Annotated in this window: 23 protein-coding genes; 14 read left to right on the forward strand and 9 right to left on the reverse strand. The window is 68.1% G+C overall.

All coding sequences use genetic code 11. The features are described 5' to 3' along the window. Positions 1-395 precede the first annotated feature (395 nt). Together hrpA and ACYVII_RS18165 are read right to left on the reverse strand one after the other, a co-directional pair. Positions 396-4,274, reverse strand: a complete 3,879-nt coding sequence (gene hrpA / locus ACYVII_RS18160; protein ID WP_460537750.1) for an ATP-dependent RNA helicase — start codon at positions 4,272-4,274, stop codon at positions 396-398. A gap of 25 nt (positions 4,275-4,299) precedes the next feature. Then, positions 4,300-5,799, reverse strand: a complete 1,500-nt coding sequence (locus ACYVII_RS18165; protein WP_460537752.1) for an APC family permease — start codon at positions 5,797-5,799, stop codon at positions 4,300-4,302. Between the two features lie 213 nt (positions 5,800-6,012). Between ACYVII_RS18165 and ACYVII_RS18170 the strand changes: the two genes are divergently transcribed. From ACYVII_RS18170 to ACYVII_RS18180, 3 genes are all read left to right on the forward strand, one after another. Further along, on the forward strand, positions 6,013-6,765 hold the full coding sequence (locus tag ACYVII_RS18170) for an AzlC family ABC transporter permease (protein ID WP_460537754.1): 753 nt from the start codon (positions 6,013-6,015) through the stop codon (positions 6,763-6,765). Further along, the gene (locus ACYVII_RS18175) at positions 6,762-7,073 is read left to right on the forward strand and encodes an AzlD domain-containing protein (protein WP_460537755.1); all 312 of its coding nucleotides are present in this window, start codon (positions 6,762-6,764) and stop codon (positions 7,071-7,073) included. The genes ACYVII_RS18170 and ACYVII_RS18175 overlap by 4 nt, the downstream gene beginning before the upstream one ends. Positions 7,074-7,184: 111 nt before the next feature. Then, positions 7,185-8,795, forward strand: coding sequence for a long-chain-fatty-acid--CoA ligase (locus tag ACYVII_RS18180; protein WP_460537786.1), 1,611 nt, complete (start codon positions 7,185-7,187; stop codon positions 8,793-8,795). Here the strand turns inward: ACYVII_RS18180 and ACYVII_RS18185 are convergent. After that, the gene (locus tag ACYVII_RS18185; RefSeq protein WP_460537756.1) at positions 8,783-10,126 is read right to left on the reverse strand and encodes an MFS transporter; all 1,344 of its coding nucleotides are present in this window, start codon (positions 10,124-10,126) and stop codon (positions 8,783-8,785) included. The genes ACYVII_RS18180 and ACYVII_RS18185 overlap by 13 nt on opposite strands. Before the next feature lie 81 nt (positions 10,127-10,207). Here ACYVII_RS18185 and ACYVII_RS18190 point away from each other — a divergent pair, with 81 nt between their 5' ends. From ACYVII_RS18190 to ACYVII_RS18200, 3 genes are read left to right on the forward strand one after another with little or no spacing between them, the layout of a single operon-like run. Continuing rightward, positions 10,208-10,825: a helix-turn-helix domain-containing protein gene (locus tag ACYVII_RS18190; protein ID WP_460537757.1), complete on the forward strand. Its 618-nt coding sequence runs from the start codon at positions 10,208-10,210 to the stop codon at positions 10,823-10,825. 45 nt (positions 10,826-10,870) lie between these two features. Continuing rightward, complete coding sequence (locus ACYVII_RS18195) at positions 10,871-11,710, forward strand: aldo/keto reductase (RefSeq protein WP_460537758.1); 840 nt, start codon at positions 10,871-10,873, stop codon at positions 11,708-11,710. A gap of 9 nt (positions 11,711-11,719) precedes the next feature. Continuing rightward, a complete protein-coding gene (locus ACYVII_RS18200; protein ID WP_460537759.1) occupies positions 11,720-12,436 on the forward strand; it encodes a BUD32 family EKC/KEOPS complex subunit in 717 nt (238 codons plus the stop codon). Between the two features lie 18 nt (positions 12,437-12,454). On the opposite strand, the gene ACYVII_RS18205 is transcribed toward ACYVII_RS18200, so the two are convergent. Beyond that, positions 12,455-12,781: a hypothetical protein gene (locus tag ACYVII_RS18205; RefSeq protein WP_460537760.1), complete on the reverse strand. Its 327-nt coding sequence runs from the start codon at positions 12,779-12,781 to the stop codon at positions 12,455-12,457. Positions 12,782-12,891: 110 nt separating this feature from the next. On the opposite strand from ACYVII_RS18205, the gene ACYVII_RS18210 reads away from it, so the two are divergent. After that, a complete protein-coding gene (locus ACYVII_RS18210; RefSeq protein ID WP_460537761.1) occupies positions 12,892-14,793 on the forward strand; it encodes a thioredoxin domain-containing protein in 1,902 nt (633 codons plus the stop codon). Between the two features lie 9 nt (positions 14,794-14,802). Here ACYVII_RS18210 and ACYVII_RS18215 read toward each other — a convergent pair whose 3' ends face one another. Then, positions 14,803-15,144: a hypothetical protein gene (locus ACYVII_RS18215; RefSeq protein WP_460537762.1), complete on the reverse strand. Its 342-nt coding sequence runs from the start codon at positions 15,142-15,144 to the stop codon at positions 14,803-14,805. Positions 15,145-15,376: 232 nt separating this feature from the next. Between ACYVII_RS18215 and ACYVII_RS18220 the strand changes: the two genes are divergently transcribed. From ACYVII_RS18220 to ACYVII_RS18240, 5 genes are all read left to right on the forward strand, one after another. Next, positions 15,377-16,072, forward strand: a complete 696-nt coding sequence (locus ACYVII_RS18220; RefSeq protein WP_460537763.1) for a nicotinamide mononucleotide transporter — start codon at positions 15,377-15,379, stop codon at positions 16,070-16,072. Between the two features lie 115 nt (positions 16,073-16,187). Beyond that, positions 16,188-16,391, forward strand: a complete 204-nt coding sequence (locus tag ACYVII_RS18225) for a hypothetical protein (RefSeq protein WP_460537764.1) — start codon at positions 16,188-16,190, stop codon at positions 16,389-16,391. 107 nt (positions 16,392-16,498) lie between these two features. Further along, positions 16,499-16,861 carry a MerR family transcriptional regulator gene (locus tag ACYVII_RS18230; protein WP_460537765.1) on the forward strand — a complete coding sequence of 121 codons (363 nt, stop codon included), beginning with the start codon at positions 16,499-16,501 and terminating at the stop codon, positions 16,859-16,861. A 26-nt stretch (positions 16,862-16,887) separates the two neighbouring features. Next, entirely contained in the window at positions 16,888-17,919 is a 1,032-nt protein-coding gene (locus ACYVII_RS18235; RefSeq protein WP_460537766.1) for an aldo/keto reductase, read from the forward strand. 33 nt (positions 17,920-17,952) lie between these two features. Further along, complete coding sequence (locus ACYVII_RS18240) at positions 17,953-21,522, forward strand: TM0106 family RecB-like putative nuclease (RefSeq protein WP_460537767.1); 3,570 nt, start codon at positions 17,953-17,955, stop codon at positions 21,520-21,522. Here ACYVII_RS18240 and ACYVII_RS18245 read toward each other — a convergent pair. The 3 genes from ACYVII_RS18245 to ACYVII_RS18255 form a co-directional block, all read right to left on the reverse strand. Continuing rightward, positions 21,506-22,723 carry a M23 family metallopeptidase gene (locus ACYVII_RS18245; protein ID WP_460537768.1) on the reverse strand — a complete coding sequence of 406 codons (1,218 nt, stop codon included), beginning with the start codon at positions 22,721-22,723 and terminating at the stop codon, positions 21,506-21,508. The two genes, ACYVII_RS18240 and ACYVII_RS18245, sit on opposite strands and share 17 nt — an antisense overlap. 150 nt (positions 22,724-22,873) lie before the next feature. Beyond that, positions 22,874-23,104, reverse strand: coding sequence for a hypothetical protein (locus ACYVII_RS18250; RefSeq protein WP_460537769.1), 231 nt, complete (start codon positions 23,102-23,104; stop codon positions 22,874-22,876). Between the two features lie 72 nt (positions 23,105-23,176). Beyond that, entirely contained in the window at positions 23,177-23,683 is a 507-nt protein-coding gene (locus ACYVII_RS18255) for a glutathione peroxidase (protein ID WP_460537770.1), read from the reverse strand. A 70-nt stretch (positions 23,684-23,753) separates the two neighbouring features. Between ACYVII_RS18255 and ACYVII_RS18260 the strand changes: the two genes are divergently transcribed. Then, positions 23,754-25,052, forward strand: coding sequence for a M18 family aminopeptidase (locus tag ACYVII_RS18260; RefSeq protein ID WP_460537771.1), 1,299 nt, complete (start codon positions 23,754-23,756; stop codon positions 25,050-25,052). 25 nt (positions 25,053-25,077) lie between these two features. On the opposite strand, the gene ACYVII_RS18265 is transcribed toward ACYVII_RS18260, so the two are convergent. Then, positions 25,078-25,353 carry an acylphosphatase gene (locus ACYVII_RS18265; protein ID WP_460537772.1) on the reverse strand — a complete coding sequence of 92 codons (276 nt, stop codon included), beginning with the start codon at positions 25,351-25,353 and terminating at the stop codon, positions 25,078-25,080. Positions 25,354-25,474: 121 nt separating this feature from the next. On the opposite strand from ACYVII_RS18265, the gene ACYVII_RS18270 reads away from it, so the two are divergent. Further along, positions 25,475-25,675 carry a hypothetical protein gene (locus tag ACYVII_RS18270; protein WP_460537773.1) on the forward strand — a complete coding sequence of 67 codons (201 nt, stop codon included), beginning with the start codon at positions 25,475-25,477 and terminating at the stop codon, positions 25,673-25,675. The last annotated feature ends 41 nt before the right edge of the window (positions 25,676-25,716 follow it).

A 25,716-nucleotide genomic window follows, 5' to 3' on the forward strand; every position in this document is an offset into this window, starting at 1 on the left:
CAGCAGAAACAGCTGATCCAGATCCCCGGAACGCACATTCACACCCACACCTAATTATCCCCTGACCAGGGAATAAACCGGCTCGACTCACCGAAACGAGACCCAGATTCATGCGACAGCCTGCGCTGTGCTGGTACCACCATCACTACGTCGACACCGGAGGCTGGGCCATCAAGATGATCGGCGGGGCACCACACGTCCGAGCACCAGCATGGATCGACCCCACCGGGCAATGGCGACCCACCGGCGTCACCCGAGGAAGTCTCAAACGACGCGAATGAACGCGGCGGCGGCGCGACGAGTGCCGAACGTTCCCGCGTCATAGCGACTCATGCCGTGCGCCGGCGCACGTCGTGCGGGATGAGCTTGTCGCCGTGAGCGCTAGGGCATCCGCACTACCCCGCCAGCACCTTCTGGATGCGCTGCAACGACACAGTCTCTGCCGTGCCGAGGTGCTGTGCGAAAAGGCTCACGCGCAGCTCCTCGAGCATCCATCGGGCATGCTCGAGCGAGGGGCGCGGGTGCGGCGGGAGCGGGATGCTGCCACCGGCATCCGTGAATCGTGTCGTGGCCGTCTGCACCTCGTTCATCCAGACACGGTCGCGCCCCGGGTTGTCGGCCAGACGCTCGATGCGCCACACCAGGGCCCGCAGATACCGCGGCAGGTGTCGCAGGTGCGCGAGTCCGGTGCGGGAGACAAAACCGGGGAACACGAGGCCGGCGAGCTGGGCGCGGGCGTCCGTCAGCGCGCCGAGCAGTGCCATGGACGATGTCGCCGAGAGCGCCTTCTCGGCGGCGCGAGACCCGGTGAGTATGGCCGCGACGAGCGAGACCGTGTCGAACAGGGCATCCATCACGGTGGTCGACACCAGATCGCGCACACGCTCGAACTCCGCACGTGTGAAGACCAGACCACCCGGCACGGACTCCCGCAGTGCCGAGTCGACCACCGCGGCGAGACAGTCGTCGAACAGCGCTTTCGTCGACGGGTACGGACTCGCGGCCAGCGCGAGCTTCTCCGCACCGGTCAGGTGCTCCTGCACGTACCCCACCGGCGACGGGATGCCGTTCATCAGCAGCCTGCGCACGCCGTCGGGCAGCGAGCGCTCCTGCTCGTCGACCGTGCCGACGACGCGGATGGCGACGCCGTCCTTCTCCACCATCAGCGTCGGATAGCCGCGGATGACGCTACGTGGCATGCCCGTTCCGCGTCCGCCCTGCTCGGTGTCGACGAAGCGCGGCAGCTCGTCGAAGTCCCAGGTGGTGAGGCCGCTGCGCTCGATGGGATCACGGCGCCGCTCGGATGCCTTCGCCACCGATTCCCGCACCTTGGGCGCGAGGCTGCGCTGCAGCTCTTCGAGGTCCTTGCCGGTCGCGACGACGCGGGAGCGCTCATCGATCACACGGAAGGTGATGCGCAGGTGGCCGGGGAGGCGCTCGATGTCGAAGTCAGTGGGATCGACGGGCGTTCCGGTGAGCCGTCGGATGGTGCGGGAGAGGATCGCGGAGAACGGTTCAGCGACGCTCGAGCCGGCGCCGTGGGCGCCCGTGCCGGGATCGCTCTGGCTCGGCCCCGACCCGAGCCCCGGCGGCAGCTCCGCAGCTATGCGAGCCGCCCAGTCCGCGGCGGGAACCAGGGAGCGACGAAGCGCCTTGGGCAGAGTGCGGATCAGCACGGTGATGAGGTCGGTGCGCAGCCCGGGGACCTGCGCGTCGAAGCCCTCGGGTGAGAGCCGTGGCAGCAGGGCGAGCGGAACCTGCACGGTCACGCCGTCGTCGTCCGACCCCGGTTCGAAGCGATAGCTCACCGCCAGCCGCTGGTCGCGCTGGCGCCAGACCGGCGGGAAGGCATTCTCGTCGATCGTCGCCTCCTCGACGTCGTCGACCAGGTCTTCCCGGCGCATCGTAAGCAGGCGGCCATTGGTTCGCCGCTCCTGGCGCCACCACGACTCGAACGAGCGGGTGTCGGTCACGTCCGCCGGAATGCGCTCGTCGAAGAACGACACCATCGCCTCGTCGTCGAGCAGGATGTCCCGGCGCCTGGTGCGCTCCTCGACCTTCTCGAGCTCAGCACGCAGCTTCGCGTTGGAGCGCTGGAAGTCGAACGCGTGATCCCGCACGTCGCCGGGCCACTCGCCACCGACCAGTGCATGCCTGATGAACAGCTCACGCGCCAGTGGGGCATCGATGCGGCTCAGCTGAGCGCGACGCCGCGCGATGATCGGCAGCCCGAACAGGGTGACCTTCTCGAACACGACGGCAGAGCCCTGCCGCTTCTCCCAGTGCGGCTCGCTGTAGCTGCGGCGCACCAGGTCGCCCGCGAGCGGCTCGGCCCAGGCCGGGTCGATCGCCGCATTCATTCGGGCGAACAGGCGACTCGTCTCCACCAGTTCCGCACTCATCATCGCCTGCGGCTGCTTTTTCACCAGAACGGATCCGGGGAAGATCAGGAAGCGGGTGTTCCTCGCCCCAAGGTAGTCGCGCTTCTGCGCATCCCGCAGGCCGAGGTGCGACAGCAGCCCGGCGAGCAGAGACTTGTGGATGCCGTCGGCATCGATCTTCGGATCGCCCGGGACAAGCCCCAACGGCTTCGCGGTACGGCGAAGCTGCCGATAGAGGTCCTGCCACTCCCGGATGCGCAGGTAGTTCAGGAACTCCGCCTTGCACATGCGCCGGAATGCGCTCGACGACAGCTCCTTCTGCTTCTTCTCCAGGTGATTCCAGAGGCCCAGCAGTGTCAGGAAGTCGCTCGTCGGGTCGGTGAATCTCGCGTGCTGCTGATCCGCCTGCGCGCGCTTCTCGAGCGGCCGCTCCCGCGGGTCCTGGATGGTCAGACCGGCGACGATCGCCATCACTTCGCGTACCACGCCGTGACGGCCGGCCTCCACGAGCATCCGCCCGAACCGGGGGTCGATGGGCAGACGCGCCAGGGCTCGCCCGGTCTTCGTGAGCGCGCCGTCGCCGATGGCGTTCAACTCCGTCAGCAGATCGAGGCCGTCCGTGATTCCTCGGGAATCCGGCGGGGTGAGGAACGGGAACGCCGCGATGTCGCCCAGCCCGAGCGAGATCATCTGCAGGATGACCGCAGCGAGGTTCGTGCGCAGGATCTCCGGTTCCGTGTACTCCGGCCTCCGCTCGAAGTCCTCCTGCGAGTAGAGCCTGATGGCGATGCCATCGCTCGTGCGTCCCGACCGTCCCGATCGCTGCTTCGCGGATGCCTGCGAGATCGCCTCGATCGGCAGACGCTGCACCTTCGCACGCGTCGAGTACCGCGAGATGCGGGCGGTTCCGGCATCGATCACATACCGGATCCCCGGAACGGTCAGGCTCGTCTCCGCCACGTTCGTGGACAGCACGATGCGACGACGGATGCCCGCGGGCACGGCTCCGAAAACGCGGTGCTGGTCAGCGGCAGACAGCCGGCCGTACAGCGGGAGAACCTGAGTCGAAGCCGCCTCGCCACGACGCGTGAGGTGCCCGCGCACCGCATCTTCGGCATCCCGGATCTCCGTCTCACCGGAGAGGAACACGAGCACGTCGCCGGGCTTCTCGCGACCCAGCTCGTCGAGCGCGTCGGTGATGCCCGTCAAATAGTCGCGGTCGGCAGGCGAGGCGGCATCCACATCGTCGTCACCCTCGTCCTCGGCCACGAGGGGGCGGTACCGCACCTCCACCGGGTACGTGCGCCCCGAGACCTCGATCACAGGGGCGGGATTGCCCTCGGCGTCCGCGAAGTGCCGGGCGAAGCTCTCCGGGTCGATCGTGGCGCTCGTCACGACCACCTTGAGATCGGGACGGCGCGGCAGGAGCCGCTTCAGGTATCCGAGCAGGAAGTCGATCGTGAGGCTGCGCTCGTGCGCCTCGTCGATGATGATCGTGTCGTACGCGTTCAGGTCACGATCGCGGTGGATCTCGTTCAGCAGGATGCCGTCGGTCATCACCTTGATGCGCGTCGCCTTCGACACCTCGTCGGTGAATCGCACCTTGAAGCCGACGAGCCCGCCGACGTCCTGGCCCAGCTCCTCGGCCACTCGCTCGGCGATCGCGCGCGCCGCGATGCGTCGCGGCTGCGTGTGCCCGATGGACTTGCGGCCGAGCTGAAGGCAGATCTTCGGCAGCTGCGTCGTCTTGCCCGAGCCTGTCTCGCCGGCCACGATCACGACCTGGTGGTCGTCGATGGCACGCGCGATGTCATCCCGCCGTTCGCTGACCGGCAGCTCGGGCGGGAAATGGATGACGAGGTCGGCGGGCGGGTCGACGGGGACGGAGGACATGAGCCCTCCATCCTATTGCGCGCGCTCAGTCGTCGATCTTCGGGTCCGGCAACGCGATGTTGACCGTTGCCGGCGTGATCTCGTCCCCGGTCTCCAGCGGCCGGCGGCTGAAGTACTTCCTGCCCTTCTTCCAGAAGATCGCCATGGGCACGAGGCCGAGTGCGATCGTGCCGATGCCGATGATGAGCACCAGCGGGTCCGCTCCGGGAATGGACAAGAAGAAGATGCACACCATGAAAACCGCGCCGACAGCCGGCCACAGCCCGATGAAGATGAAGTTCTTCACCGACTTGAAGATCTCCTTGCGATACGCCACGACGACGGCGATGCCGGCCAGCGCGTAATAGAAAGCGATCTGGAAGCCGATCGAGCTGATCGCGGCACTCATGATCTGACCGACGCTGCCCAATGCATTCGAGCCGATGAACAGCACGAGGGAGACGCCGGTCACGATCAGTGTTGCGAAGGCGGGCGTCTTCCACTTCTTGTGCGTGGTGCCGAAGAGCCTCGGCAGAGTGTGATCGCGGCCCATGGCGAAGAGCGAGCGGGTGACCTGGATGAGCGTCGTCTCCAGCGTGGCGATCGTCGAGAGCATGACGGCGACGATGAGGATCTTGCCGCCCACTCCAGGGATGATCGCCTGGCCCAGATCGCCGATCAGATTGGCGTTCGGATTCGCTGCGGTCTTCTCCGGGAGCATGACCTGCGTGGCGATCGTGAAGACCTCGAACAGCAGGAACACGATGATCACGCCGATGATGCCGCCGGCACCCGACGTCTTGCGGCCGTTCGTGGTCTCCTCGTTGAGGTTGGAGCTCACATCCCAGCCCCAGTAGTAGAAGGCCGCGATGAGCGCTGCGCCGACGAACCCCGTGACTCCGCCGAAGTGCGAGAAGCCGAACCAGTCCCACGAGAATGCCGCACCGGCGGTGTGAACCCCGACCAGGCCCTTGACGATCGCAATGACCGCGAACACGACGAGGATGGCGACCTCGATCGACGACATGATCCATTGCGCGAGAGCGGTGATCGTGACGCCCACGAGAACGCATCCGGCCATCACCAGGAACCAGAGTGCACCGACACCGGTCACGAGCCAGACATTGCCGGTGGCCTTCTCATCGAACAACGACACCGTGTACTGACCGGCCGGCAGGGCTCCCGCAACCATGAAGATGGTCGCCGAGATCACGAGCGACCAACCCGACAGGTAGCCGAGGATCGGATGCAGCGCACGGCCGACCCAGGAGTACGAGGCGCCGGCATTCACATCGGATCGACCGAGGTACGAGAACGCCCAGGCGATGCCGAGCATCGGGATGCCGCACCACAGCAGTGCAGCGGGCGCGGCGAGGCCTGCGGCGCCGATGAGCAGAGCGGTGGTGGCCGCGATCGAGTAAGCGGGAGCGCTGCCCGCGACGGCCATGACGACCGCCCCGGCGGCGCTGACCCCGTTCGCCTTGAGCGCGTGTTCGGGTTCTTCGGAGGCGGGGCTGGCCGCCCGCGTCTGTGTGGCATCCGACATCGTTGTCGACCCTTCGGGAGATGGGTGGTCTCGAGGCATCCGCGAGGCCGACCTGGAAGTACCACCGCTGGCAGCCCTCCACGAGTGATGACGATCACTCTGCTTCGGGTGATGTGTGCGGGATTCGATCCGTCGCCGGACGATTCGCGGCGGGGTACGCGTCTGCTCCTACGACGCGCCGAGACGACGGTGCGCTTTGACAGACTGTCACCCGTGAAACTCTGGCGGTCTCCTGCGGCGCGGGCGGGCGCATCCGTCGCCATCGCCACCGGCCTCTACGGCGTCTCGTTCGGTGCGCTCAGCGTCGCTTCCGGTTTAGACTTCTGGCAGACGCAGGTGCTCAGCCTGCTGCTGTTCTCCGGCGGGTCGCAGTTCGCGTTCATCGGCGTGCTGGCAGGGGGAGGAGCTGGCGGCGCGGCGCTCGGATCGGCCGCGCTGCTGGGCATCCGCAATGCCGTGTACGGCATGCAGCTGAACGCCCTGCTTCAGCCAAAGGGATGGCTGCGCTTCGGCGCGGCTCACGTGACGATCGATGAGTCCATGGCGACCGCGACTGCGCAGACCGATCCAGCGGAGCGGAAGCGCGCGTTCTGGGTGACCGGCATCGGCATATTCCTGTTGTGGAATGTATTCACGGCGCTCGGCGCCCTGCTCGGCGGAGCCATCGGCGACCCGAAGACATGGGGGCTGGACGGGGCAGCCGTCGCGGCGTTCCTCGGACTGCTGTGGCCACGGCTGAAAGCACGAGAGCCGGTCGCGATCGCTGTGGCGTGCGGGGTCGTGACGGTCGTGGTGATCCCGTTCGTGCCACCCGGAGTGCCGGTACTCGTCGCCGCCATCGTCGCCGCTGTCTGGGGCTTGCTCGGCGTCGGCGCTGCGGACGAAGGTCTCGAACCCGACGTAGAGCCGCCCCACCGAGCTTCCGGCGAAGGACGACTGTCGTCGGACGAAGGGCGGATGCCGTGACCACGTGGCTCTACATCATCGCGGCCGGCGTCGTCGCATACCTCACGAAGCTTCTCGGATACCTCGTGCCGGCGAAGGTGCTGAAGAACAAGCGGATGACCCGGGTAGCCGGCACTCTCACCATCGGGCTGCTGGCATCCCTCACCATGATCAACACACTCGCGAACGGGCAGCAGTTGACTCTCGACTCGCGGATCGGCGCACTCGTGGCCGCGCTCATCGCCCTGCTGCTGCGCGCCCCGTTCCTCGTCGTCGTGATCGTCGGCGCTGCCGCCGCCGCGCTGCTGCGGCTCGCGGGGCTTCCCTGACCGAACGGACCGCGGCCGCTCGCTGACACCATCCACAGCACCGGAGTGTAGGTTTCTAGCCATCCCGATCGGGTGCCGTGTCAACGTCGACAAGGAGCAGCCATGACAGAGATGCCACAGACGGTGGAGAACCCGGAGACGGCCGACAGCGTCGTCTCCTCGCCCGCCAGGCCCACAGGATTTGCGACCATCTCCGTGGCCGCCATCCTCGCGGAGGCGGCCAGACAGAATCCCGACCGCACTGCGGTCATCTTCGCCGATCAGAAGATCGGCTACGCGCAGCTGTGGTGGGAGACCCGCCGGTATGCGGGGGCCTTGCGTGCTCGCGGCGTCGGACACGGAACGCCGGTTGCCGTGCTCATCCCGAACGTGCCCGACTTTCCGCGCGTGTACTTCGCGATCCTCGCCCTCGGCGGAGTCGTCGTGCCCGTTCATGCACTGCTCAAGGCCGACGAGATCGCCTACGTGCTGCGCGACTCGGGCGCCGTTGCCCTGATCTGCGCGGCCCCGTTGCTCGGCGAGGGTGCGAAGGCTGCGGGACTGGCCGGGGTCGACGTGCTCAGCGTGCTGGTGCCCGACGAGGCGACGACGGACCTGCCGTTCCCGCGGCTGGAAGACGAGGCATCCGTCGCCGAACCGATCGCGAGCTATGAGCCGATGGATCCGTTCGACACCGCGACTATCCTGTACACCAGCGGCACCACCGGGAAGCCAAAAGGAGCGGAGGGCTGTCACTTCGCGATCGTCGAGCAGACCAGCTCGCTGCTGACCGATGCGTTCGATCTGAGGGCTGACGACGTTGTTCTCGGATGCCTGCCCCTCTTCCACACGTTCGGGCAGGTCTGCGTGATGAACGTCGGGTTCCGCGCGGGAGCGACCGTCGTGCTGCTTCCGAAGTTCGACGGAGCCACCGCGCTCGAGCTTCTCAACAAGCACAAGTGCACCATCATGACCGGCGTGCCCACGATGTACATCGCGCTGCTCGAGGCGGCGAAGGCGAATCCGGAGCGCCCACCGCTGAAGTACGGCCTCTCCGGCGGCTCAGCGCTGCCGCTCGCCGTGATCGAGCGGTTCAAAGAGGTGTACGGGGTGAACATCCACGAGGGCTACGGGCTGACAGAGACGTCGCCCGTCGCCACGTTCAACGTCGTGGGAAAGCCGACCAGGGCGGGTACCGTGGGTCAGCCGCTCTGGGGCGTCGAAGTGGAGGTCGCGAACCCGGAACTCGACGACCGCATCGAACTTCTTCCGCGTGGAGAGCTCGGCGAGATCGTCGTTCGCGGACACGACCTGATGAAGGGATACCTTCACCTGCCGGAGGCCACGGCCGCAGCCGTCATCGACGGCTGGTTCCGCACCGGTGACCTCGGCACGAAGAGCGACGACGACTACATCACGATCGTGGACCGCAAGAAGGACATGATCGTGCGCAACGGCTACAACGTCTACCCGCGAGAGGTGGAGGAGGTGCTGTCGACGCATCCGGCCGTCTCGATGGCCGCCGTGTTCGGGGTCTCGCACGAGACGCACGGGCAGGAGATCATGGCCGCCGTCACGCTCATGCCGGGCGCGACCGCGACCGAAGAGGAGCTCATCGAGCACACGAAGGCGCAGGTCGCGGCGTACAAGTTCCCCCGCAGAGTGGAGATCGTCGAGTCGATGCCGCTCGGGCCGAGCGGCAAGGTGCTGAAGCGCGAGCTGATCCGCATCTATGACGTCTGACGCTCGGGGAAGCGGTGCTCCGACGGCCACTCGACCAGATCGGCCTCCCACGTGCCGGGCAATCCGATGCGGCGCACGGCTCGGTTCAGGGCGAACAGGATGAAGCCGACGAGCAGCAGCAAGGCGAAGGCGGCGATCGACCAGCCCACGCCGACCGCGCTCAAAAGCGCGCCGGCAAGAAGTGGCGCTACCGGTGCCACCACCGTCCACGAAAGCGACAGTACCGAGTTCATTCGTGCCTGCATGGTCTGGGGTGTGATCGCGCTGACGTAGCCGAGCAGACCGGAGTTCACCGGAGGGATGAACAGCGACATGACGATCGCGAGCAGCACGTACTCGACGTACTGCGTCGAGAGCGCCAGCCCGAAGCCGCCGAGCACCGACGGCACCATGCACACGATCGCGAGCGGGCCGCTCGGGAATCGCTTGACGAGCGGCGGTGCGGCGATCGATCCAGCGAGCATCGCCACACCGGATGCCACGTCGACCAGTGCGATGAGCAGCGGTGCGGTGTGGATGGCCACCAGGTGCAGGTTGATCGACACGAACGCGCCGCCGAAGGCCAGATTGAGCAGCGCGAAGACCCCGATCCCCGTGCGGATGACCGGCACTGTCCACACGAACCGGAACCCGTCGACGAGCGACGCGGCCACGCTTTGGGAGTGGCGCTGCGGATGCCTGTCGTTAAGCGGCACCCGCACGAACAACGCGGTCGCTCCCGCCAGCGCGTAGCCGAATGAGCCGGCGAGGAACGGCAGCGCGCGGGAGAGTCCGTACAGCAGCCCGCCCAACGGTCCGGACAGCAGGCTGGCCACCGCACCTCGGCCCTGCATTGCCGCCATCGCGCTTCCGAGCTGCTCGGACGACACGACGTAGCGGATGCCGGCAGCTTCCGTTGGTGCATAGAAGGCGGACACTGCTGAGGCGACCAGGAGCGCTGCCGCAAGTTCGAAAGCGTTGAGCACGCCCGTGGCATCCGCTGTCCAGAGCGCCAGCCAGATGAGCAGGCCGACCGCGGAGCACAGCAGTAGCAGCAGCCGCCGATCTACGCGGTCGGCGATGACGCCGGCGGGCAGTACCGCCAACAACACGCCGACCTCGCTGATCGCGCCGATCACACCCGACCAGAAGACGGAGCCGGTGATGGCGAACGCGATCAGCGGAACCGCGAACACCGCTGCACCGTTGCCTATCAGTTGCGAGGTCTTGCCCGTCATGAGGAGCAGGTAGGGCGCATTGCGCCACAGTGTCTGCGTGCCGTTTCCGGCCGCGGGATCGGCGCAGTGATCGCCGGAGGAGGCCGCAGCGGATGCGGGGGAGGAGTCGCTCACGGCCACGAGCATAGATCCGCAATGTCTATTGCGCAAGATATCTTGCGCAACAGACATTGCCCATTTGATAGTCTTGGACTCGTGGTCGAGAAGTCGCACGCGGTGACGGATCCTGTGATGCTGCGTGCGCTCGCGCATCCGCTTCGGCAGCGGATCATCTGGGAATTGGCTGCCCGCGACCATCTCCGTGCAGCCGACCTCGCGAGGATCACCGCCGAGCCCGCGAACTCGCTCAGCTTTCACCTGCGGACCCTCGCCAAGGCCGGCCTCATCAAGGAGGTGCCCGAGAAGGCGAGGGATGGCCGGGACCGTGTCTGGACCATGGCGTTCCAGCAGGGTCTCTACTTTCCCGACACGAGCGACATGGCGGACAGGTTCATGGCGGAGCGTCTGGAATGGATCAAGGGCATTCTCGACGAGAGCCTTCCCCGTGACCCGGCGGCGTCGCGCCTGCAGTACATGGGCGCGGTCGTGCTGACGAAGGAAGAGGCCGAGCAGATGGCCGAGGAGGTCGTCGAGGTCTTCGAGAAGTGGCGCGTGCGGGGAGCTGCCGCTGCGGAGGAGCATCCGGACGACGCGTCGAGGGTCTTCCACTACACGGCTGCATACGTGGCGAATCCCTGGCCGTCGCCGGAATCGGCGGCCGAGGTGCACGACCTCGGAAGCTCTGCCGTCGACGGTCCGGCCAGGGCGGACTGAGTTCGAATCGAGGTTGGAAATCGGTTTCTTGGCTAGCGTTGAAGCATGACCGACACGAACGTCCCCACCCTCGAACTGAACAACGGCTCGCGCATTCCTCAACTCGGATTCGGCGTGTTCCGGGTGGATCCCGACCACACAGCCGAGATCGCCGGGAACGCGCTTGAGGTCGGCTACCGCCACATCGACACGGCCGCGGGCTACCGCAATGAGGCGGGCGTGGGCGAGGCGGTGCGGGCAGCCGGAATCCCGCGCGGCGATCTGTGGATCACGACGAAGCTGGCCAACGGCGATCAGGACCGTCCGGAGCACGCCTTCCAGTCCAGCCTCGACGCGCTCGGCCTGGACTACGTGGATCTGTACCTCATCCATTGGCCGCTTCACGACAAGGGTGTCTACCCCCAGGTGTGGAAGACGCTGACCTCGATCGCCGAGGGCGGCCGCGCGAAGTCGATAGGTGTCTCCAACTTTCAGATCGAGCACTTGGAGCGGGTCATCGCGGAGACCGGCGTGACTCCGGCGGTCAACCAGGTCGAGCTGCACGTCGAGTTCCAGCAGCGCGAGCTTCGCGCGTTCCACGCCGAGCACGGCATCGTCACCGAGGCGTGGTACCCGCTGGGTGGCGGGTCGATCAGCGAGGCTCCCGAGCTTCAGCGGATCGCGGATGCCCATGGCAAGTCGGTCGCGCAGGTCGTGCTGCGCTGGCACATGCAGGTGGGGAACATCGCCATTCCGAAGTCCAACCACCGCGAGCGCATGGTGGAGAACCTCGACATCTTCGATTACGAACTGACGTGGGACGACATGCAGGCGATCGCCGCACTCGACAAGGGTGAAGCGGGACGCCGTGGCACGCACCCCCTCAGGATGCGCGTGCCCGCATAAGCTTCGTTCATGGAGCTCATCGCACAGGGGCGAGCCGCTGACGTCTTCGACCTCGGCGACGGGCGGGTGCTGCGTCGCTACCGAGGCGACGGCGACGCCCAGTTCGAGGCCCGCGCGATGCTGCACCTCGAGGAGTACGGGTATCCGGTTCCGCACGTGTTCGATGCGGAGGGCGGCGACCTCGTCTTGGAGCGTGTCGACGGCGGTACCCTCTTCGACGAGTTGCTCCATGAGCCCGGGCAGTATCGGCGCTACGGCCGGCTGCTGGGGGAGCTGCACGAGCGGCTGCACCGGCTGCCCGCGCCGTCGTGGCTCCCGAGGCTGCCCGGCGCTGTTGACGGCGATCCCGTGTTCATCCACCGCGACCTGCACCCGCAGAACGTGATCCTCAGCGAGCGCGGCCCGGTGGTCATCGACTGGCCGGACGTCGCCGCGGGGGCTGCTGCGACGGATGCCGCGATCACCGTCATCCTGACGCTCGGCTCGGACCTGGACGTCGAGCCGCAGCTGGCCGAGCACATCGAGCCGTTCCGCGCCCTGTTCATCGACGCGTTCCTGGAGACATGCGGAACCGATCCGCGCCGTGCTCTGGCCGAAGCGATCGAGTACCGCCTGGGCACGCCGCACAACACGCTCGCCGAGACTCGGTGGTTGGAGCGGGCGGCGCCGCACTGTCTCGACGCGTTCTATCTCGAGTCGCGCGAGCTGCAGCCCCGCGAGCTGTAGAGCGAGCCGCGCCGGGGCTCACTCCTCGCCGGCGGCGCGCCCATTGCGCGACGGCACGAGAGCCAGCACGAAGAGCAGGCACAGCAGCACGAAGATGGCGAACGCGCAGATCAGGTCGCTCGGCTTCGACGGAAAGAGGCGCCCGTCGATCGACATCACCATGGTCGTCTCGACCAGGCCGAACAGTATGTAGAACACCGCGAGTCCGGCGATGAGCCATCCCGGCCGGCGGCCACGGCGGTGCAGAGCGGTGCGGCGCAACTCGACCGTGAACGCGAGCAACAGGACCGGAAGAATGTTCGCCAGCGCCGCCGCGGTCGGTCCGTCAACGATCGTGACGTTCACGTTCGCGACTCTATCGCTGCGCCCCAGTTCAGAGCATTATCGGGTCGCCCGCCAGAGCGAGCTCTCCCGGCTCTGGTCCTGGTCTGCGGCCGCATGCCTAGGCTGGCGAGATGCCGAATCTTCTGGCCGACGCGGTGAGTCCCTACCTGCGCGCACATGCGGACAACCCGGTGGACTGGCATCCGTGGGGCGAGGAGGCGTTCGCCGAGGCGGCAGAGCGCGACGTTCCCGTGTTCGTCTCGATCGGCTACGCCACCTGTCACTGGTGCCACGTGATGGCCCGGGAGAGCTTCAGCGATCCGCTGCTCGCCGCTCGCCTCAACGCCGGCTTCGTGCCGGTGAAGGTGGACAGGGAGGAGCATCCCGACGTGGACGCCGCGTACCTCGCGGCAGCGAGCGCGTTCACGCGGGGTCTCGGATGGCCGCTCAGCGTCTTCGCCACGCCGGACGGCCGCGCGTTCTTCGCCGGAACGTACTTTCCACCCGAGGTGCGCGGGGGAATGCCGTCGTTCGGGCAGGTACTGGATGCCGTGACGGATGCCTGGACCCACCGCCGGGACTCCGTCGCCGACACCGCGGCACGGGTTGCGGCGGCGATGGAGGAGCTGGGGAGAGACGCGCACGACGGCGGTGCGGATGCCTCCGTGCTCGACAACAACCGGCTCATCAAAACCGCCGACGCACTCGCCGCCGCGGAGGATCCGGAGTTCGGCGGCTTCGGCACGCCCCCGGACTTCGCCGGGCCGAAGTTCCCGAGCGTGCCGGCGCTCGGATTCCTGCTCTCCAGCGGATCCGATTCCGGCCGGCGCAGCGCACTGCACACCCTGGAACGCATGGCCGGCTCTGCGTTGCGAGACCCGGTCGACGGCGGCTTCTTCCGCTACGGAACGCGCAGGGACTGGAGCGAGCCGCACTACGAGCGCATGCTCTACGACAACGCCGGGCTCCTGCACCTGTATGCGGACGCGTCGCTCGCCGTCCAGACCGAATCCCGCACCAGCGGCGCGCGATTCGCTGAGGTCGCTGAGGGCATCGCCGCCTTCCTTCTCGGCACGCTCCTCGTCGACGGCGGCTTCGCCTCCGCGCAGGACTCCGAGAGCGAGGTCGACGGCGAGCGGCGGGAAGGTGCCTACTACCGGCTGGATGCCGCGGCGCGGAGCGAGCAGCCGCGACCGGCACTCGACGAAAAGGTGCTGACCGGCTGGAACGGACTCGCGATCGGCGCTCTCGCCCATGCCGGCGCCCTTCTGGGGCGCTCGGAGTGGGTCGTCACGGCGGCTTCGGTCGCCGACGGGCTGCTTGCCTCGCACGTCTCAGACGACGGGACTCTCATTCGCGCCTCGCTCGCCGGTCGCGCCTCCGCTGCCGCACCGGCGCTCGAGGACTACGGCCTGGTCGCTCGAGGACTGCTCGACGTGTTCCTCGCCACCGGCGAGCCGCGCTTCGCGTTCGCGGCCCGCACTCTGGCGGATGCGACGATGGACGCCGCCGAAGCCGCTCCCGGCCGCTCGCCGTTCGCGGTTCCGGGGGGTGGCGATCCGGTGCTGGCCGCGCACGGTCTCGTCTCCGACGCAGACCCGTCGGAAGGCGCGTATCCCGGTGGGCTGTCGTCGCTTGCGGACGCGTGCCGCGTGCTGTTCGCGCTGACCGACAATGAGCGCTACGAGCGGGCATCCCGCTCCGGGATCGGCTCCGTCGCCGACGTCGCGACGCGCTCGCCGATCGCGTTCGGCGGCGTGCTGCAGACGGCGACCGCGCTCGCCGCTGAGCTGCTGCAGCTCGTCGTGGTGTGCCCTCGACGGCCCGGTGAGACGGTCGTGCGGGAGACGGCGGTGCGGACGCAGAGCCTCGGTGCGGGTGCCGCAGGGGTGGCGGTGTCGGAGCGGGCGGCATCCGATCTCTCCGACGCGGGGTTCGGCCTGTTCGACGCGCGGACAGCACTTCGCGGCGAGCCGACGGAGTACCTGTGCCGGGCGTTCACCTGCGAGCTGCCGCGGCCGTTCGCAGCCTGAACCGTTCTGCTACGCGGCGTTCAGCCGGCCCAGCATGCCCCACACGGCGGGTGTGAGCTCGGGGTGGTCGAGCGCGACGCGGCGCAGAAGCTGATACTCGAACCGCTCGCGCTCCTGGGGGGCCGCCGACGGGTGGTACGCCCTCGAACGCGCTTCGGCCAGATCGTGCGCCTCGATCGTCTCCTCGCGCAACGTGAGCACCACCTGCTCGTCGACGGTGGGCAGGTCGGGCAGGAAGTCCCACGGATCGTCGCCGAGCCGGCACCGGAACTCGATCACCGCGGCCAGCTCGTCGCGCGCCTCCTGGCGCAGCAGTTCGAGGCTCATCGGATGCCTGTGATGCTGTGTCATCCGTCGACCTCCGCCCTGCGATCCGCGGCGCTGCCCGCCCCGACACGTCTGGATGATCGACAAGGGTACGACGGTCGTCCGACGCCAAGCGAATCGGCATGCCGCAGTGTTTCGCCTGCATAACGATTGCCCCAGGACTTGCGGGTGGAGCGCCGAGAGAGGCGGAGGCCGTGCCGCGACGACGGCACAATGAAACGAGTCACTAGTCCGAACCCCGTCGAGAAAGGCATTCATGTTCGCCGTGCTCGACTGGCTCACCGCGCCGCTGGCCATGCCGGGGTCGCAGGTCGTCACGGTGGAAGCCTTGCTCGGGGCTGTCGCCCTCCTCGCAGGTTTGGTCGCGGTCGCTCGCTTCGCCGACCGGGCGTGGCCCGTCGCGGCGGCCGTCTGCGGTGCATTCGCGCTGCTCGCGCTTCTCGAGGTGCGGTTCGTGGATGCCGGCATGCGCCTGGTGCTCGCCGTCCTGTGCGCGTACGGCTGGCGTGCTCGCCGGAGTGGCCACGTGCGGCGCCCGCGCTCCGTCTCGGGGCGCGAGGCCGCCTATGGCGTCGTTCTGTCGGCCATCGCCACCGTCGTGGTGGCGTACGCGCTCAGCGGTTCGCAGGCATCCGTCGAGCAGGTGCCGGCCAACGGGACCTCCGGTCAGTCGGGCGCCGTGGCATGGGGCACGGCGATCGTCGTCGTCGCGATGTATGTGCAGGTGGCGGCGCTTGCACGAGGCGTGGTCGCGGGCTGGTGGGCCGGCCTCGCCAGCGCGGTGCTGAGTGTCGCGCTCTCCGCGGCGGCGGGGTCCTGGGCAACCGTCGCCGTGTCGATGGCCGCTGCTGTCGTCTGCGTCTACGGATGGGTGTGCTGGCGACGGTACGCCGCGTCGGAAGTCGTGCACGAGCGCGTGCGGGATGAGGTCGACGAAGACATCGTCGCCTGACGCTCGTGCCGGTCGCTTTCGTCATACGGGAGCAGGAGCACGCGCCCCGTCAAGGGATGACAGAACTCGGGGAGAGCGGCCTACGGTCGCGCCGAACGAGGGAAGGGTGAAAACCATGTCGGACGAGACGCGAAACAACGAAGACGACGACCTGGAGCCGCAGGGCCGACCCCCGCTGGTCGCCCCGCAGGAGCCGTCGGCCAGCGTTGCCGGAGCCGCACCGGGCGGTCTGCCTCTGGATGACCGCCGGTCCGAAGCCGGGGAGCAGGGCATCAACTCGTCGGGCGACACGGTCGCCGACGACGACCGCGGGGAGTGAACGCGCTGCCCTGAGCGCACGTCCCAGAGGCTGGGCGATGCAAGCGGACTGAATCGTTTCGGCGGCGGACTTGACCCGGAGCGCACTCCGGGTCTCACGATGGTTGCATGAGCACGTTGACACCATCGCAGGCGGCCACGAGCCTCGGCGTCTCGGCCGAGACCCTCCGGTACTGGGAGCGCGCGGACATCCTGTCGCCCGTCGGGCGCGATTCCAGCGGCCGACGCGTTTACACCGACGGGGACCTCGAATCCATCGATGTCATCAAATGCCTACGGCAGACCGCGATGCCGATTCGCACCATTCGTGAGTTCGTGGAGCTGGCCCGTGAGGGTCGTGGCACGGAACGAGCGCGACTGGAGATGCTGCGCGCGCACCGCGAGCAGGTGCTCGACGACATCCGCAAGCAGCAGGAAGCGCTCGACTACATCGAGCACAAGATCGCCTACTACGAAGAAATCACCCGATGACCAACCCATCCGAATCAAGGAGAACCATGCAGTACCGCACCCTCGGCCGCAGCGGAACGGCCGTCACCGACCTCGCCCTCGGCACCATGACGTTCGGTCACGAGGCGAGCGAGGAGGCATCCCATGCCATCCTCGACGCCTACGTAGAGGCCGGCGGAAACTTCATCGACACGGCGGATGTCTACACCCACGGCGTTTCGGAGGAGATCGTCGGCAGGTGGCTCGCCGCGCACCCCACCGAGGCAGAGCAGCTCGTGATCGCGACCAAGGGCCGCTTCCCGATGGGCGAGGGCGCGAACGACCTCGGGCTCTCGCGCCGGCACCTCTCCCGGGCGCTCGACGCGTCCCTGAAGCGGCTCGGCGTCGAGACGATCGACCTCTACCAGATGCACGCGTGGGATGCCCTGACTCCGGTCGATGAGACCCTCCGGTTTTTGAACGACGCGATCGCAGCGGGCAAGATCCTGTACTACGGCTTCTCGAACTTCACCGGATGGCAGCTCACGAAGGCGGTGCACGTCGCCAGGGCTCACGGCTGGGCCGAGCCGGTGACGCTGCAACCGCAGTACAACCTCATCGTGCGCGGCATCGAGCACGAGATCGTACCGGCCGCGTTGGATGCGGGGGTCGGGTTGCTCCCGTGGTCGCCGCTCGGCGGCGGATGGCTGAGCGGAAAGTACCAGCGCGACGTCGCGCCCACCGGCGCGACCCGACTCGGCGAGAACCCGGAGCGCGGCATGGAGGCGTGGCGCGCACGCAACGACGACCCGCGCATCTGGCGAATCCTGGAGGTCGTGCAGGAGCTCGCTGACGTACACGGCGCATCCCTGTCGCAGGTGTCGCTCGCGTGGCTGCTCGCGAAGCCGGGCGTGACCAGCGTCATCCTCGGTGCTCGCACCGTCGAGCAGCTGCAGGACAACCTCGGCGCTAGCGAGGTGGAGTTGACGGATGAGCAGCTCGCCGCACTCGACGGGGCCAGCTCACCACGGGTGGAGGACTACCCGTACGGTGCGCCGGGAGTGCAGCAGCGGCATCGGCGGATCGACGGCGGTCGGTAAGGCAACGTCAGGGGCTGGCGCTAGCGTTGCCGCATGTTCCTGCTGAGCGGTTCCGCATCCGCATCCGACACGGTGGTGCTGAGCCCCAGCGACCTCACCACCGCGTCGGCGTGCGAGTTCGACTTTCTGCGCAGGCTCGACGGCAAGCTCGGCTGGGGCCCGGTCGTGGAGCGGCCTCTGGATGCCATGCTCGAACGCACGTCGCGGCTCGGCGACGAGCACGAGCATCGGGTGCTCGACCGGTACCTGCAGCGTTTCGGCGAGGCCGTCGCGGTGTTCGACCGACCGGAGCACCCGGATGCCGAGGGCCTCACCGCTGCCGCACAGGCAACGGCGGCGGCGTTTCGCGCCGGCGCTCCCGTCGTCTATCAGGGAGTGTTCTTCGAAGCGGCCGGCGGGGGGAGTGACTCCGGCGGGATCGCCGACGGTGACCTGCCGATCGCGTTCGTCGGGCACGCCGACTTCATCGTTCGCGAGCCGGACGGGCGGTACACGGTCGAAGACACGAAACTCGCCCGGCGTGCCAAGGTGACGGCGCTGCTGCAGGTGGCCGCGTACGCCCTGCAGTTGCGCCGTATCGGCGTGGAGCCGTCGGAGGAGGTGCGGCTGCTGCTCGGCGACGGGAGCGTCAGCACCCACCGGCTGGCGGACATCCTGCCGGTGTATCGCAAGCGCATCGCCAGGCTGCACGACATCGTGCGACAGCACCTCTCCGACGGGGAGGCCGTGCACTGGGGCGACGAGCGATTCTCTGCGTGCGGCGGATGCGACACGTGCGCGGCCGAGGTGGAGGCGAACCGCGACGTGCTGCTCGTGGCGGGGGTGCGCGTGACGCAACGTCCGCGCTTCGTGGCCGCAGGAATCCGTACCATCGACGACCTGGCAGCGCTTCCCGACGGTGCCGAGGTCGAGCGGATCGCGCCGACCACCGTGGCGGCTGTGCGGGAGCAGGCGCGGCTGCAGCTGGCCGCGAAGGCCGGCGGGCCACCGCCGTTCGTCGTGTACAGGCCCGCTGCGCTCGCGGCGCTGCCCGAGCCCGACCCCGGCGACATCTTCTTCGACTTCGAGGGCGATCCGCTCTACACCGAGGGCACCGACCAGCAGTGGGGGATCGACTACCTCTTCGGGGTGCTGCAGACCGACGGTGAGTTCCACCCGTTCTGGGCTCACACCTTCGCCGAGGAACGAGAGGCGCTGATCGCGTTCCTGAGCGATGTCGAGCGACGCAGGGCGGCGCATCCGGGCATGCACGTCTACCACTACGCGTCGTACGAGCGCACGCACCTGCTGCAACTGGCGGCACGGCACGGCGTGGGCGAAGACGCGGTGGACGACCTGCTGCGCGACAACGTGCTCGTCGACCTCTACCCGCTGGTGCGCAAGTCGGTGCGGGTGGGGTCGCGGTCGTACTCGATCAAGAAGCTCGAACCGCTCTACATGGGCGTTCAGCTGCGAAGCGGAGAGGTGCAGGATGCCGGCACCTCCATCGAGGAGTACGCGGCGGCTCGCGCGCTGATGCTCTCCGGCGATCTCGAGGAGGGGCAGCGGCGCCTCGACGAGATCGCCGCGTACAACCGCTACGACTGTCTCTCCACCTTGCGCCTTCGGGACTGGCTGCTGGAGCGCGCAGCGGATGCCGGAATCCCGGTCGGTCTGCCGGCTCCCGACGGTCGCGTGCCCGAGCTCGAGCCGTCGACGCTGCGCGATGATCTGCTCGCGCTTGCAGGCGAGGCGGCTGTGCCGCATGCGTCCGGAGCGGATGCCACGCGTCAGCGCACCGCGGACCAGACCGCCGCCGCGTTCGCCGCAGCCACGCTCGACTACCACCGTCGAGAGCAGAAGAGCTTCTGGTGGTCGCACTTCGCCCGGCTGGTCGATCCGATCGAGGCATGGGCGAACACGAGAGATGTCTTCGTCGTGGAGCGGGCGAGCGTAGAGCGGGACTGGCACAGGGAGGAAGGACAACGCGTCGACCACCGCATTTTGCGCCTCACCGGCCAGTTCGGCCCGGGCAGCACCGCCAAGGCCGGCGGCGACGCCTACCTGCTGTACGAGTACCCCGGGCCGTTCAAGGCCACCAGCGGAGACCGTGGAGCGCGCAGTGCCAGAGGCGTTCGTCTCTCGGATGTGGGCGACGACTGGGTGCTCGTCGATGAGACCAGGGCCGACGACGTGCTGCCGTATTCAGACCTGCCGAGCGCCGTCACACCAGGACCACCCCCGCGTGCCGGTACCCAGGTGCCGGCGATCGAGTCCTGGTGCCAGTCCATCGTCGACGCGCAGCCTGCGTGGCCGCGCGACCCTGTGACGGACCTGATGCGGCGCATCCCGCCGCGCACACGGGAGGCGACCGTCGCCGAGCGAGCGAGCCGGGCATCCGTCGACACCCTCATCGCCGGGGTGACGAAGACGGTCGCCGACCTCGACGACTCCTACCTCGCCGTGCAAGGGCCTCCCGGGACCGGAAAGACCTACCTCGGCGCGCACGTCATCGCGTCGCTCGTGCGCGACCACCACTGGAAGATCGGTGTCGTGGCGCAGTCGCACTCGGTTGTCGAGAACCTGCTCGCGTCGATCGTGAACACCGCGGGTCTCGATGCCGGCCTGGTCGGCAAGGTGCCCCAAGGCGGCGCGCGAACTGCGCCAGACCCGGCATCCCCGTTCACGGTGCTGCCGAAGGATGGCCAGCTGCAGTTCGCTCTCGATCACCTGCAGTCAGGATTCGTGGTCGGCGGAACCGCTTGGGACTTCAGCAACCCTGCCCGGGTGCCCGCGAAGAGTCTCGATCTGCTCGTCATCGATGAGGCCGGGCAGTTCTCGCTCGCCTCCACCGCGGCATCGGCAGTCGCCGCGCGTAATCTGCTGCTCCTCGGTGATCCGCAGCAGTTGCCGCAGGTGAGTCAGGGGCTGCATCCCGAACCCGTCGACCAGTCCGCCCTCGGCTGGATCAGCGACGGCCACGACGTGCTGCCAGCCGAACTCGGCTTCTTCCTGCCACAGACCAGGCGCATGCATCCGGCGCTTGCCGCCCGGGTGTCGTCGCTGTCGTACGAGGGGCGACTGGGCGCGCATCCGGAGTCGGGCGCCCGCAGGCTCGAGGGTGTCGAGCCCGGACTGCACCCGCAGCCGATGCTGCACGAGGGCGACTCGACGGAGTCCGCGAGCGAGGCCACGCGCGTCGTCGAGCTCGTCGATCACGTGCTCGGCCGCGTGTGGCACGACGAGCACGGCGAACGCCGGCTGACCGACGACGACGTCATCGTCGTCACGCCGTACAACGCCCAGCTCGCGCTCGTGCACGCCGCGCTGACGGATGCCGGGCACGCTGCCGTGCGTGTCGGCACCGTCGACAAGTTCCAGGGTCGGGAGGCGGTGATCGCGATCGTGTCGCTGGCGGCGTCATCCGCGGAGTACGCGCCTCGCGGGCTCGGGTTCCTCATCATGAAGAACCGGTTGAACGTCGCGGTCTCGCGCGCCAAGTGGGCGGCGTACCTGATCTACTCGCCTTCGCTGACCGAGCATCTTCCGCACCGGCCGGAGGGAGTCGCGGAACTCAGTGCGTTCATCACGCTGGCCGAGGGGAGCATCAGCCGAAGTCCATGATCGTGCCGTAGAGCGGATACACGTTCTTCAGCGAACGCGATTCGGGTGAGACGGCGAGCGTGTCCCCGGTGGACGACGCGAAGTCCACGGTCCCGGTCAGCGTCGCCTTCGTGAGAACGAACGGCAGGCTTGTACCGGTGAATGCGTCTGGGCTCTCGAGCAGGCCGAAGTGCAGGTGCGGCCCCTGCGAAGGGCCGGTATTGCCGAGCTTGCCCAGCACTTGTCCGGCCTTCACCTTCTCTCCGACGCGCACCGTGAGACTCCCGGTCTGCAGGTGACCGTAGAAGGCGTACACGCCGTCGTCGATCTTGAGCATGATGCTGTTGCCGCCGAATCCCTCTTTGGTCTCGGGCGCCGAGGAGCTGAACGGAACGGACTCCGCAATGCCGTCCTGGGCGGCCACGACCGTGCCGTCAGCCACAGCGAGCACGGGAGCCCCGAAGCCGTAGAACTGCTCGTTGGTGCTTCCGTTCCCTTCGTAGATGCGGTCGCCCTTGGCCAGAGCCCAGTCAACGGCGAAGGTCTCCGACGTCGCCAGGCGCAGCCCGCCTTCCGAGAGCAGAAGGTCGCGGTGCACGTTCGGTGAGCAGCAGGCGCTCGTGGCGAGCCATCCCTTCCCCGCGAGCGGGGACTCGATCCGGACCGCGTGGGTACGGTCGACGTCGACCGTCGGGCCTTGCACCGACGTGTCGTCGACGATCACCGCATCCGGGGATGCCGGCAGCTTGTAGTCGATGCGGTTGGAGACGCGGGCGGGCACAGGGACACCGGATGACAGCGGCAGATCGACCTCGACGACCACCGCGGCGGATGCGGCGACGACGGGGGATGCCACGTGGGTGTAGAGCGATTGGGTCGCCGCGGCCAGCGACCGCCCCGTAACAGTGAGGAGGCGCTTGCCATCGGTGCCACGAACGACGACGTCGGTCAGCGTGACCGGCTCGCCGAACGCGTTGACGACGAGAAGGTCGTACTCCAGGTGGTTCCGGCCGTCGCTGGCCGGGACGACCTGCGCGCGTTGCACGGGCTGGACCAGAAGCGCGCTCACCCCGTTCGTCGGAGTGGGCTCTCTGCTGTCCGACGCCTTCGTCGGGGACGACGCGGGCGACGATGGACCGGCGGGGACAGCGGTGCAGCCCGCAGCTGCCAACGTGGCAGCCGCCACCGCCGCCACGATGACCGATCGCCGTCGACTGCGCATGCGCTCATTCTCTCCTCGGAGACGGCTCGCAGTGTCGGAACCGCCAGCGTCAACCGAGGATCATTCACATGCGCTGCCTCCTGAGGTCGGCGCGGCCGGCGTTCGCGGCGCTCGCCTCGACCTGCTCGGTGTTGCTGTTCGCCGGACTCGCTACCTTTGCTGCGACTGCTCCCGCGCCGCTCGCCGCGCCGCCCGGCGCCTGCCGATCGAGACGCCGATCATGATGGCGCCGATCGCCGCCAGGACGAAGCCGGACGTCTGCAGCCAGCCGATGCCGTTGGTCGGCAACCCGGTGGTCACGGCGGTAGCGATCTGATAGCCGAAGCCCGCGGCGATGCCGAGCACGACGAGCACGATGCCGGCCGGGAGGAGCGCTTTCACGGCTGACAGCCTACGAGATGCGCCGGAGAGGTCGATCAGAGCGACATCGGCAAAGCGGTCGGACAGGCGCCGTCACGCCGCGGCAGCGGGCAGCGCGGTCTCGATGGCGGAGATCACCTCGGGTGCATCCGGCTCGGTTCGCGGGCGGAACCGCTGCACCGACCTGTCCGGCGACACCAGGAACTTCTCGAAGTTCCACTGCACGCGACCGGCCTTGCCCGAGGCATCCGGAGTCTTCTTCAGCTCCTGGTAGAGCGGATGCGCCGACTTGCCGTTCACCTTCACCCGCTCGAACATCGGGAACGTCACGCCCCACGTCGTCGAGCAGTACTGCTTGATGGCGTCTTCGCTGCCGAGTTCCTGGAGGAACTGGTTGCTCGGGAAGCCGAGCACGGCGAACCCGCGGTCGCCGTACGTCTTCTGCAGCTCCTCGAGCTTCTCGTACTGCGGCGAGAGTCCGCAGCGGGACGCGACGTTGACGACGAGCAGCGCCATCCCGTCGAAGGCGCGCAACGACGTGGGCTGTCCGTCGATGGTGGTGAGCGGGAGATCCCAGGCGGAGTCGGAGAGGGCGGTCATGATGGCAGCGTAGATCGGCTGCCACGCGTTGGGGCGGAAAGTCGCTTGCCGCGCATGGCACCATGAACCCATGGCATCCGGCTACATCGACGACTTCGCCGCGTTCATTCAGGCCTCACCCTCCTCGTACCACGCGGCGGCGGAGGTCGCCCGCCGGCTCGAGGCCGAGGGTTTCGCGCGGGTGGAGGAGACGGATGCGTGGCCCTCTGGCCCCGCTGGCGAAGCTGCGCGTCGCGGCGTGCTCGTCCGCGATGGCGCGGTCGTGGCCTGGGTTGCGCCCGCCGACGCGACGCCGACGACTCCGTTTCGCATCGTGGGAGCACACACCGACTCGCCCGGCTTCAAGCTCAAGCCGAAGCCGACGACCGGTGCCGCCGGATGGCTGCAGGCAGGCGTCGAGGTCTACGGTGGTCCACTGCTGAACTCGTGGCTGGATCGCGAGCTCGAGCTCGCGGGTCGTGTCGTCACGACCGACGGCGTGGAGCACCTGGTGCGATCGGGTCCGCTGCTGCGCATTCCGCAGCTCGCGATCCACCTCGACCGCGGCGTCAACAACGACGGTCTGGTGCTCGACAAGCAGCGCAACACGCAGCCCGTGTGGGGCGTGGGAGATCCGCAGAGCGAGGACCTCTTAGCTCAGGTTCTGGCAGGCAGCGGTGTCGCAGCATCCGAGATCGCCGGTTACGACCTCGTCACCGTCGACACGCAGCCGCCGCGCACCTTCGGCCTAGGCGGCAGCCTGCTCGCGTCGCCCAGGCTCGACAACCTCAGTTCCGTGTACGCCGGACTGCACGCTCTGCTGCAGGCTGCGGGTGACGGCGCCGAGCCGGCATCCGGGCACATCAGCGTTCTCGTCGCGTTCGACCACGAGGAGCTCGGTTCCGAGACCCGATCCGGCGCGAGCGGGCCGATCCTCGACGACGTGCTCTCGCGCATCTCGCGGTCGTTCGGCGCGGGCGACGACGAGCGGGCGCGTGCGTACGCTGCGTCGTGGTGCTTGTCGGCGGATGCCGGGCACGCGGTGCATCCGAATTATCAGGAGAAGCACGACCCGGTGAATCGCCCCATCGCCGGCGCCGGCCCGCTGCTGAAGATCAACGCCAACCAGCGGTACGCAACGGATGCGCACGGCGCGGCCCTGTGGGCGCGTCTGTGCGCAGCGGCCAGAGTCCCGTATCAGGAGTTCGTGTCGAACAACTCGGTGCCGTGCGGCTCGACGATCGGACCGCTCACGGCGACACGGCTCGGGATTCGAACCGTTGACGTCGGCGTACCGCTGCTGTCGATGCACTCCGCCCGCGAGCTGTGCCATGTGGACGACCCTCGCTGGCTCGCTGGAGCCCTCGCCGCTTTCTTCACCGGCGAGTAGGGGCGCCGGGGCGACCCGAGCGGCGTCAGCGGATGCGGAAGCCTTCGTCGCCGACCGGCGTCTCCTCCGTGACGTCGACGGAGGAGACGGATGCCCACCTCGGACCGCTCCTGCACCATTCGACGACCGCTTCGACGTCGTCGCGCGACCCCTCGAAGACCGCTTCCACCGCCCCGTCCGGCAGGTTGCGCACCCAACCGCCGAGGCCGGATGCCCTGGCCAGTTCGGCGCACGAATACCGGTAGCCCACGCCCTGCACCTGGCCGTGCACCAGCACGTGCAGCCGGGTGATGTCGGGCATCCACAAGCTCCTTAAGACCGGCCATCCGACGGACGTGGAAAAGATAAGGCATCCGCCCGATCCGGGGTGCCTACCTTAGTCGCGAGCATCGTCTTAGACAACGGAGAGAAGGACGAAGACGATGTACAACGAAGCCCTGATGAACGCCGTGAACGCCGACCGGGAGCGCCTCTACGCGGAGCTCGACCGGGTGCGCAGACAGCGGGAGATCGCGGCCGAGCGGGCGGCGGAGACGGATGCCGAACCCGGCGATGCTCCACGTCGCTCGCGCGGTCGTGGTTCGGCCGGCAGGATGCCCGTTCGGCACCTCGCAGCGAGGTGAATCGGGCCGCCCTCGAGGCACGGAACGCTTCCGTCTCGGCG

Source organism: Humibacter ginsengiterrae, from assembly GCF_054780115.1.

Excerpts from the sequence above, each read along its gene's own strand:
- ACYVII_RS18225 (WP_460537764.1), top strand. The coding sequence starts at position 16,188 with ATGTCGGACGAGACGCGAAACAACGAAGACGACGACCTGGAGCCGCAG.
- ACYVII_RS18260 (WP_460537771.1), top strand. The coding sequence starts at position 23,754 with ATGGCATCCGGCTACATCGACGACTTCGCCGCGTTCATTCAGGCCTCA.
- ACYVII_RS18200 (WP_460537759.1), top strand. The coding sequence starts at position 11,720 with ATGGAGCTCATCGCACAGGGGCGAGCCGCTGACGTCTTCGACCTCGGC.
- ACYVII_RS18210 (WP_460537761.1), top strand. The coding sequence starts at position 12,892 with ATGCCGAATCTTCTGGCCGACGCGGTGAGTCCCTACCTGCGCGCACAT.
- ACYVII_RS18235 (WP_460537766.1), top strand. The coding sequence starts at position 16,888 with ATGCAGTACCGCACCCTCGGCCGCAGCGGAACGGCCGTCACCGACCTC.
- ACYVII_RS18165 (WP_460537752.1), bottom strand. The coding sequence starts at position 5,799 with ATGTCGGATGCCACACAGACGCGGGCGGCCAGCCCCGCCTCCGAAGAA.
- ACYVII_RS18255 (WP_460537770.1), bottom strand. The coding sequence starts at position 23,683 with ATGACCGCCCTCTCCGACTCCGCCTGGGATCTCCCGCTCACCACCATC.
- ACYVII_RS18180 (WP_460537786.1), top strand. The coding sequence starts at position 7,185 with ATGCCACAGACGGTGGAGAACCCGGAGACGGCCGACAGCGTCGTCTCC.
- ACYVII_RS18270 (WP_460537773.1), top strand. The coding sequence starts at position 25,475 with ATGTACAACGAAGCCCTGATGAACGCCGTGAACGCCGACCGGGAGCGC.
- ACYVII_RS18195 (WP_460537758.1), top strand. The coding sequence starts at position 10,871 with ATGACCGACACGAACGTCCCCACCCTCGAACTGAACAACGGCTCGCGC.
- ACYVII_RS18230 (WP_460537765.1), top strand. The coding sequence starts at position 16,499 with ATGAGCACGTTGACACCATCGCAGGCGGCCACGAGCCTCGGCGTCTCG.
- hrpA (WP_460537750.1), bottom strand. The coding sequence starts at position 4,274 with ATGTCCTCCGTCCCCGTCGACCCGCCCGCCGACCTCGTCATCCATTTC.
- ACYVII_RS18265 (WP_460537772.1), bottom strand. The coding sequence starts at position 25,353 with ATGCCCGACATCACCCGGCTGCACGTGCTGGTGCACGGCCAGGTGCAG.
- ACYVII_RS18240 (WP_460537767.1), top strand. The coding sequence starts at position 17,953 with ATGTTCCTGCTGAGCGGTTCCGCATCCGCATCCGACACGGTGGTGCTG.
- ACYVII_RS18245 (WP_460537768.1), bottom strand. The coding sequence starts at position 22,723 with ATGCGCAGTCGACGGCGATCGGTCATCGTGGCGGCGGTGGCGGCTGCC.
- ACYVII_RS18220 (WP_460537763.1), top strand. The coding sequence starts at position 15,377 with ATGTTCGCCGTGCTCGACTGGCTCACCGCGCCGCTGGCCATGCCGGGG.
- ACYVII_RS18215 (WP_460537762.1), bottom strand. The coding sequence starts at position 15,144 with ATGACACAGCATCACAGGCATCCGATGAGCCTCGAACTGCTGCGCCAG.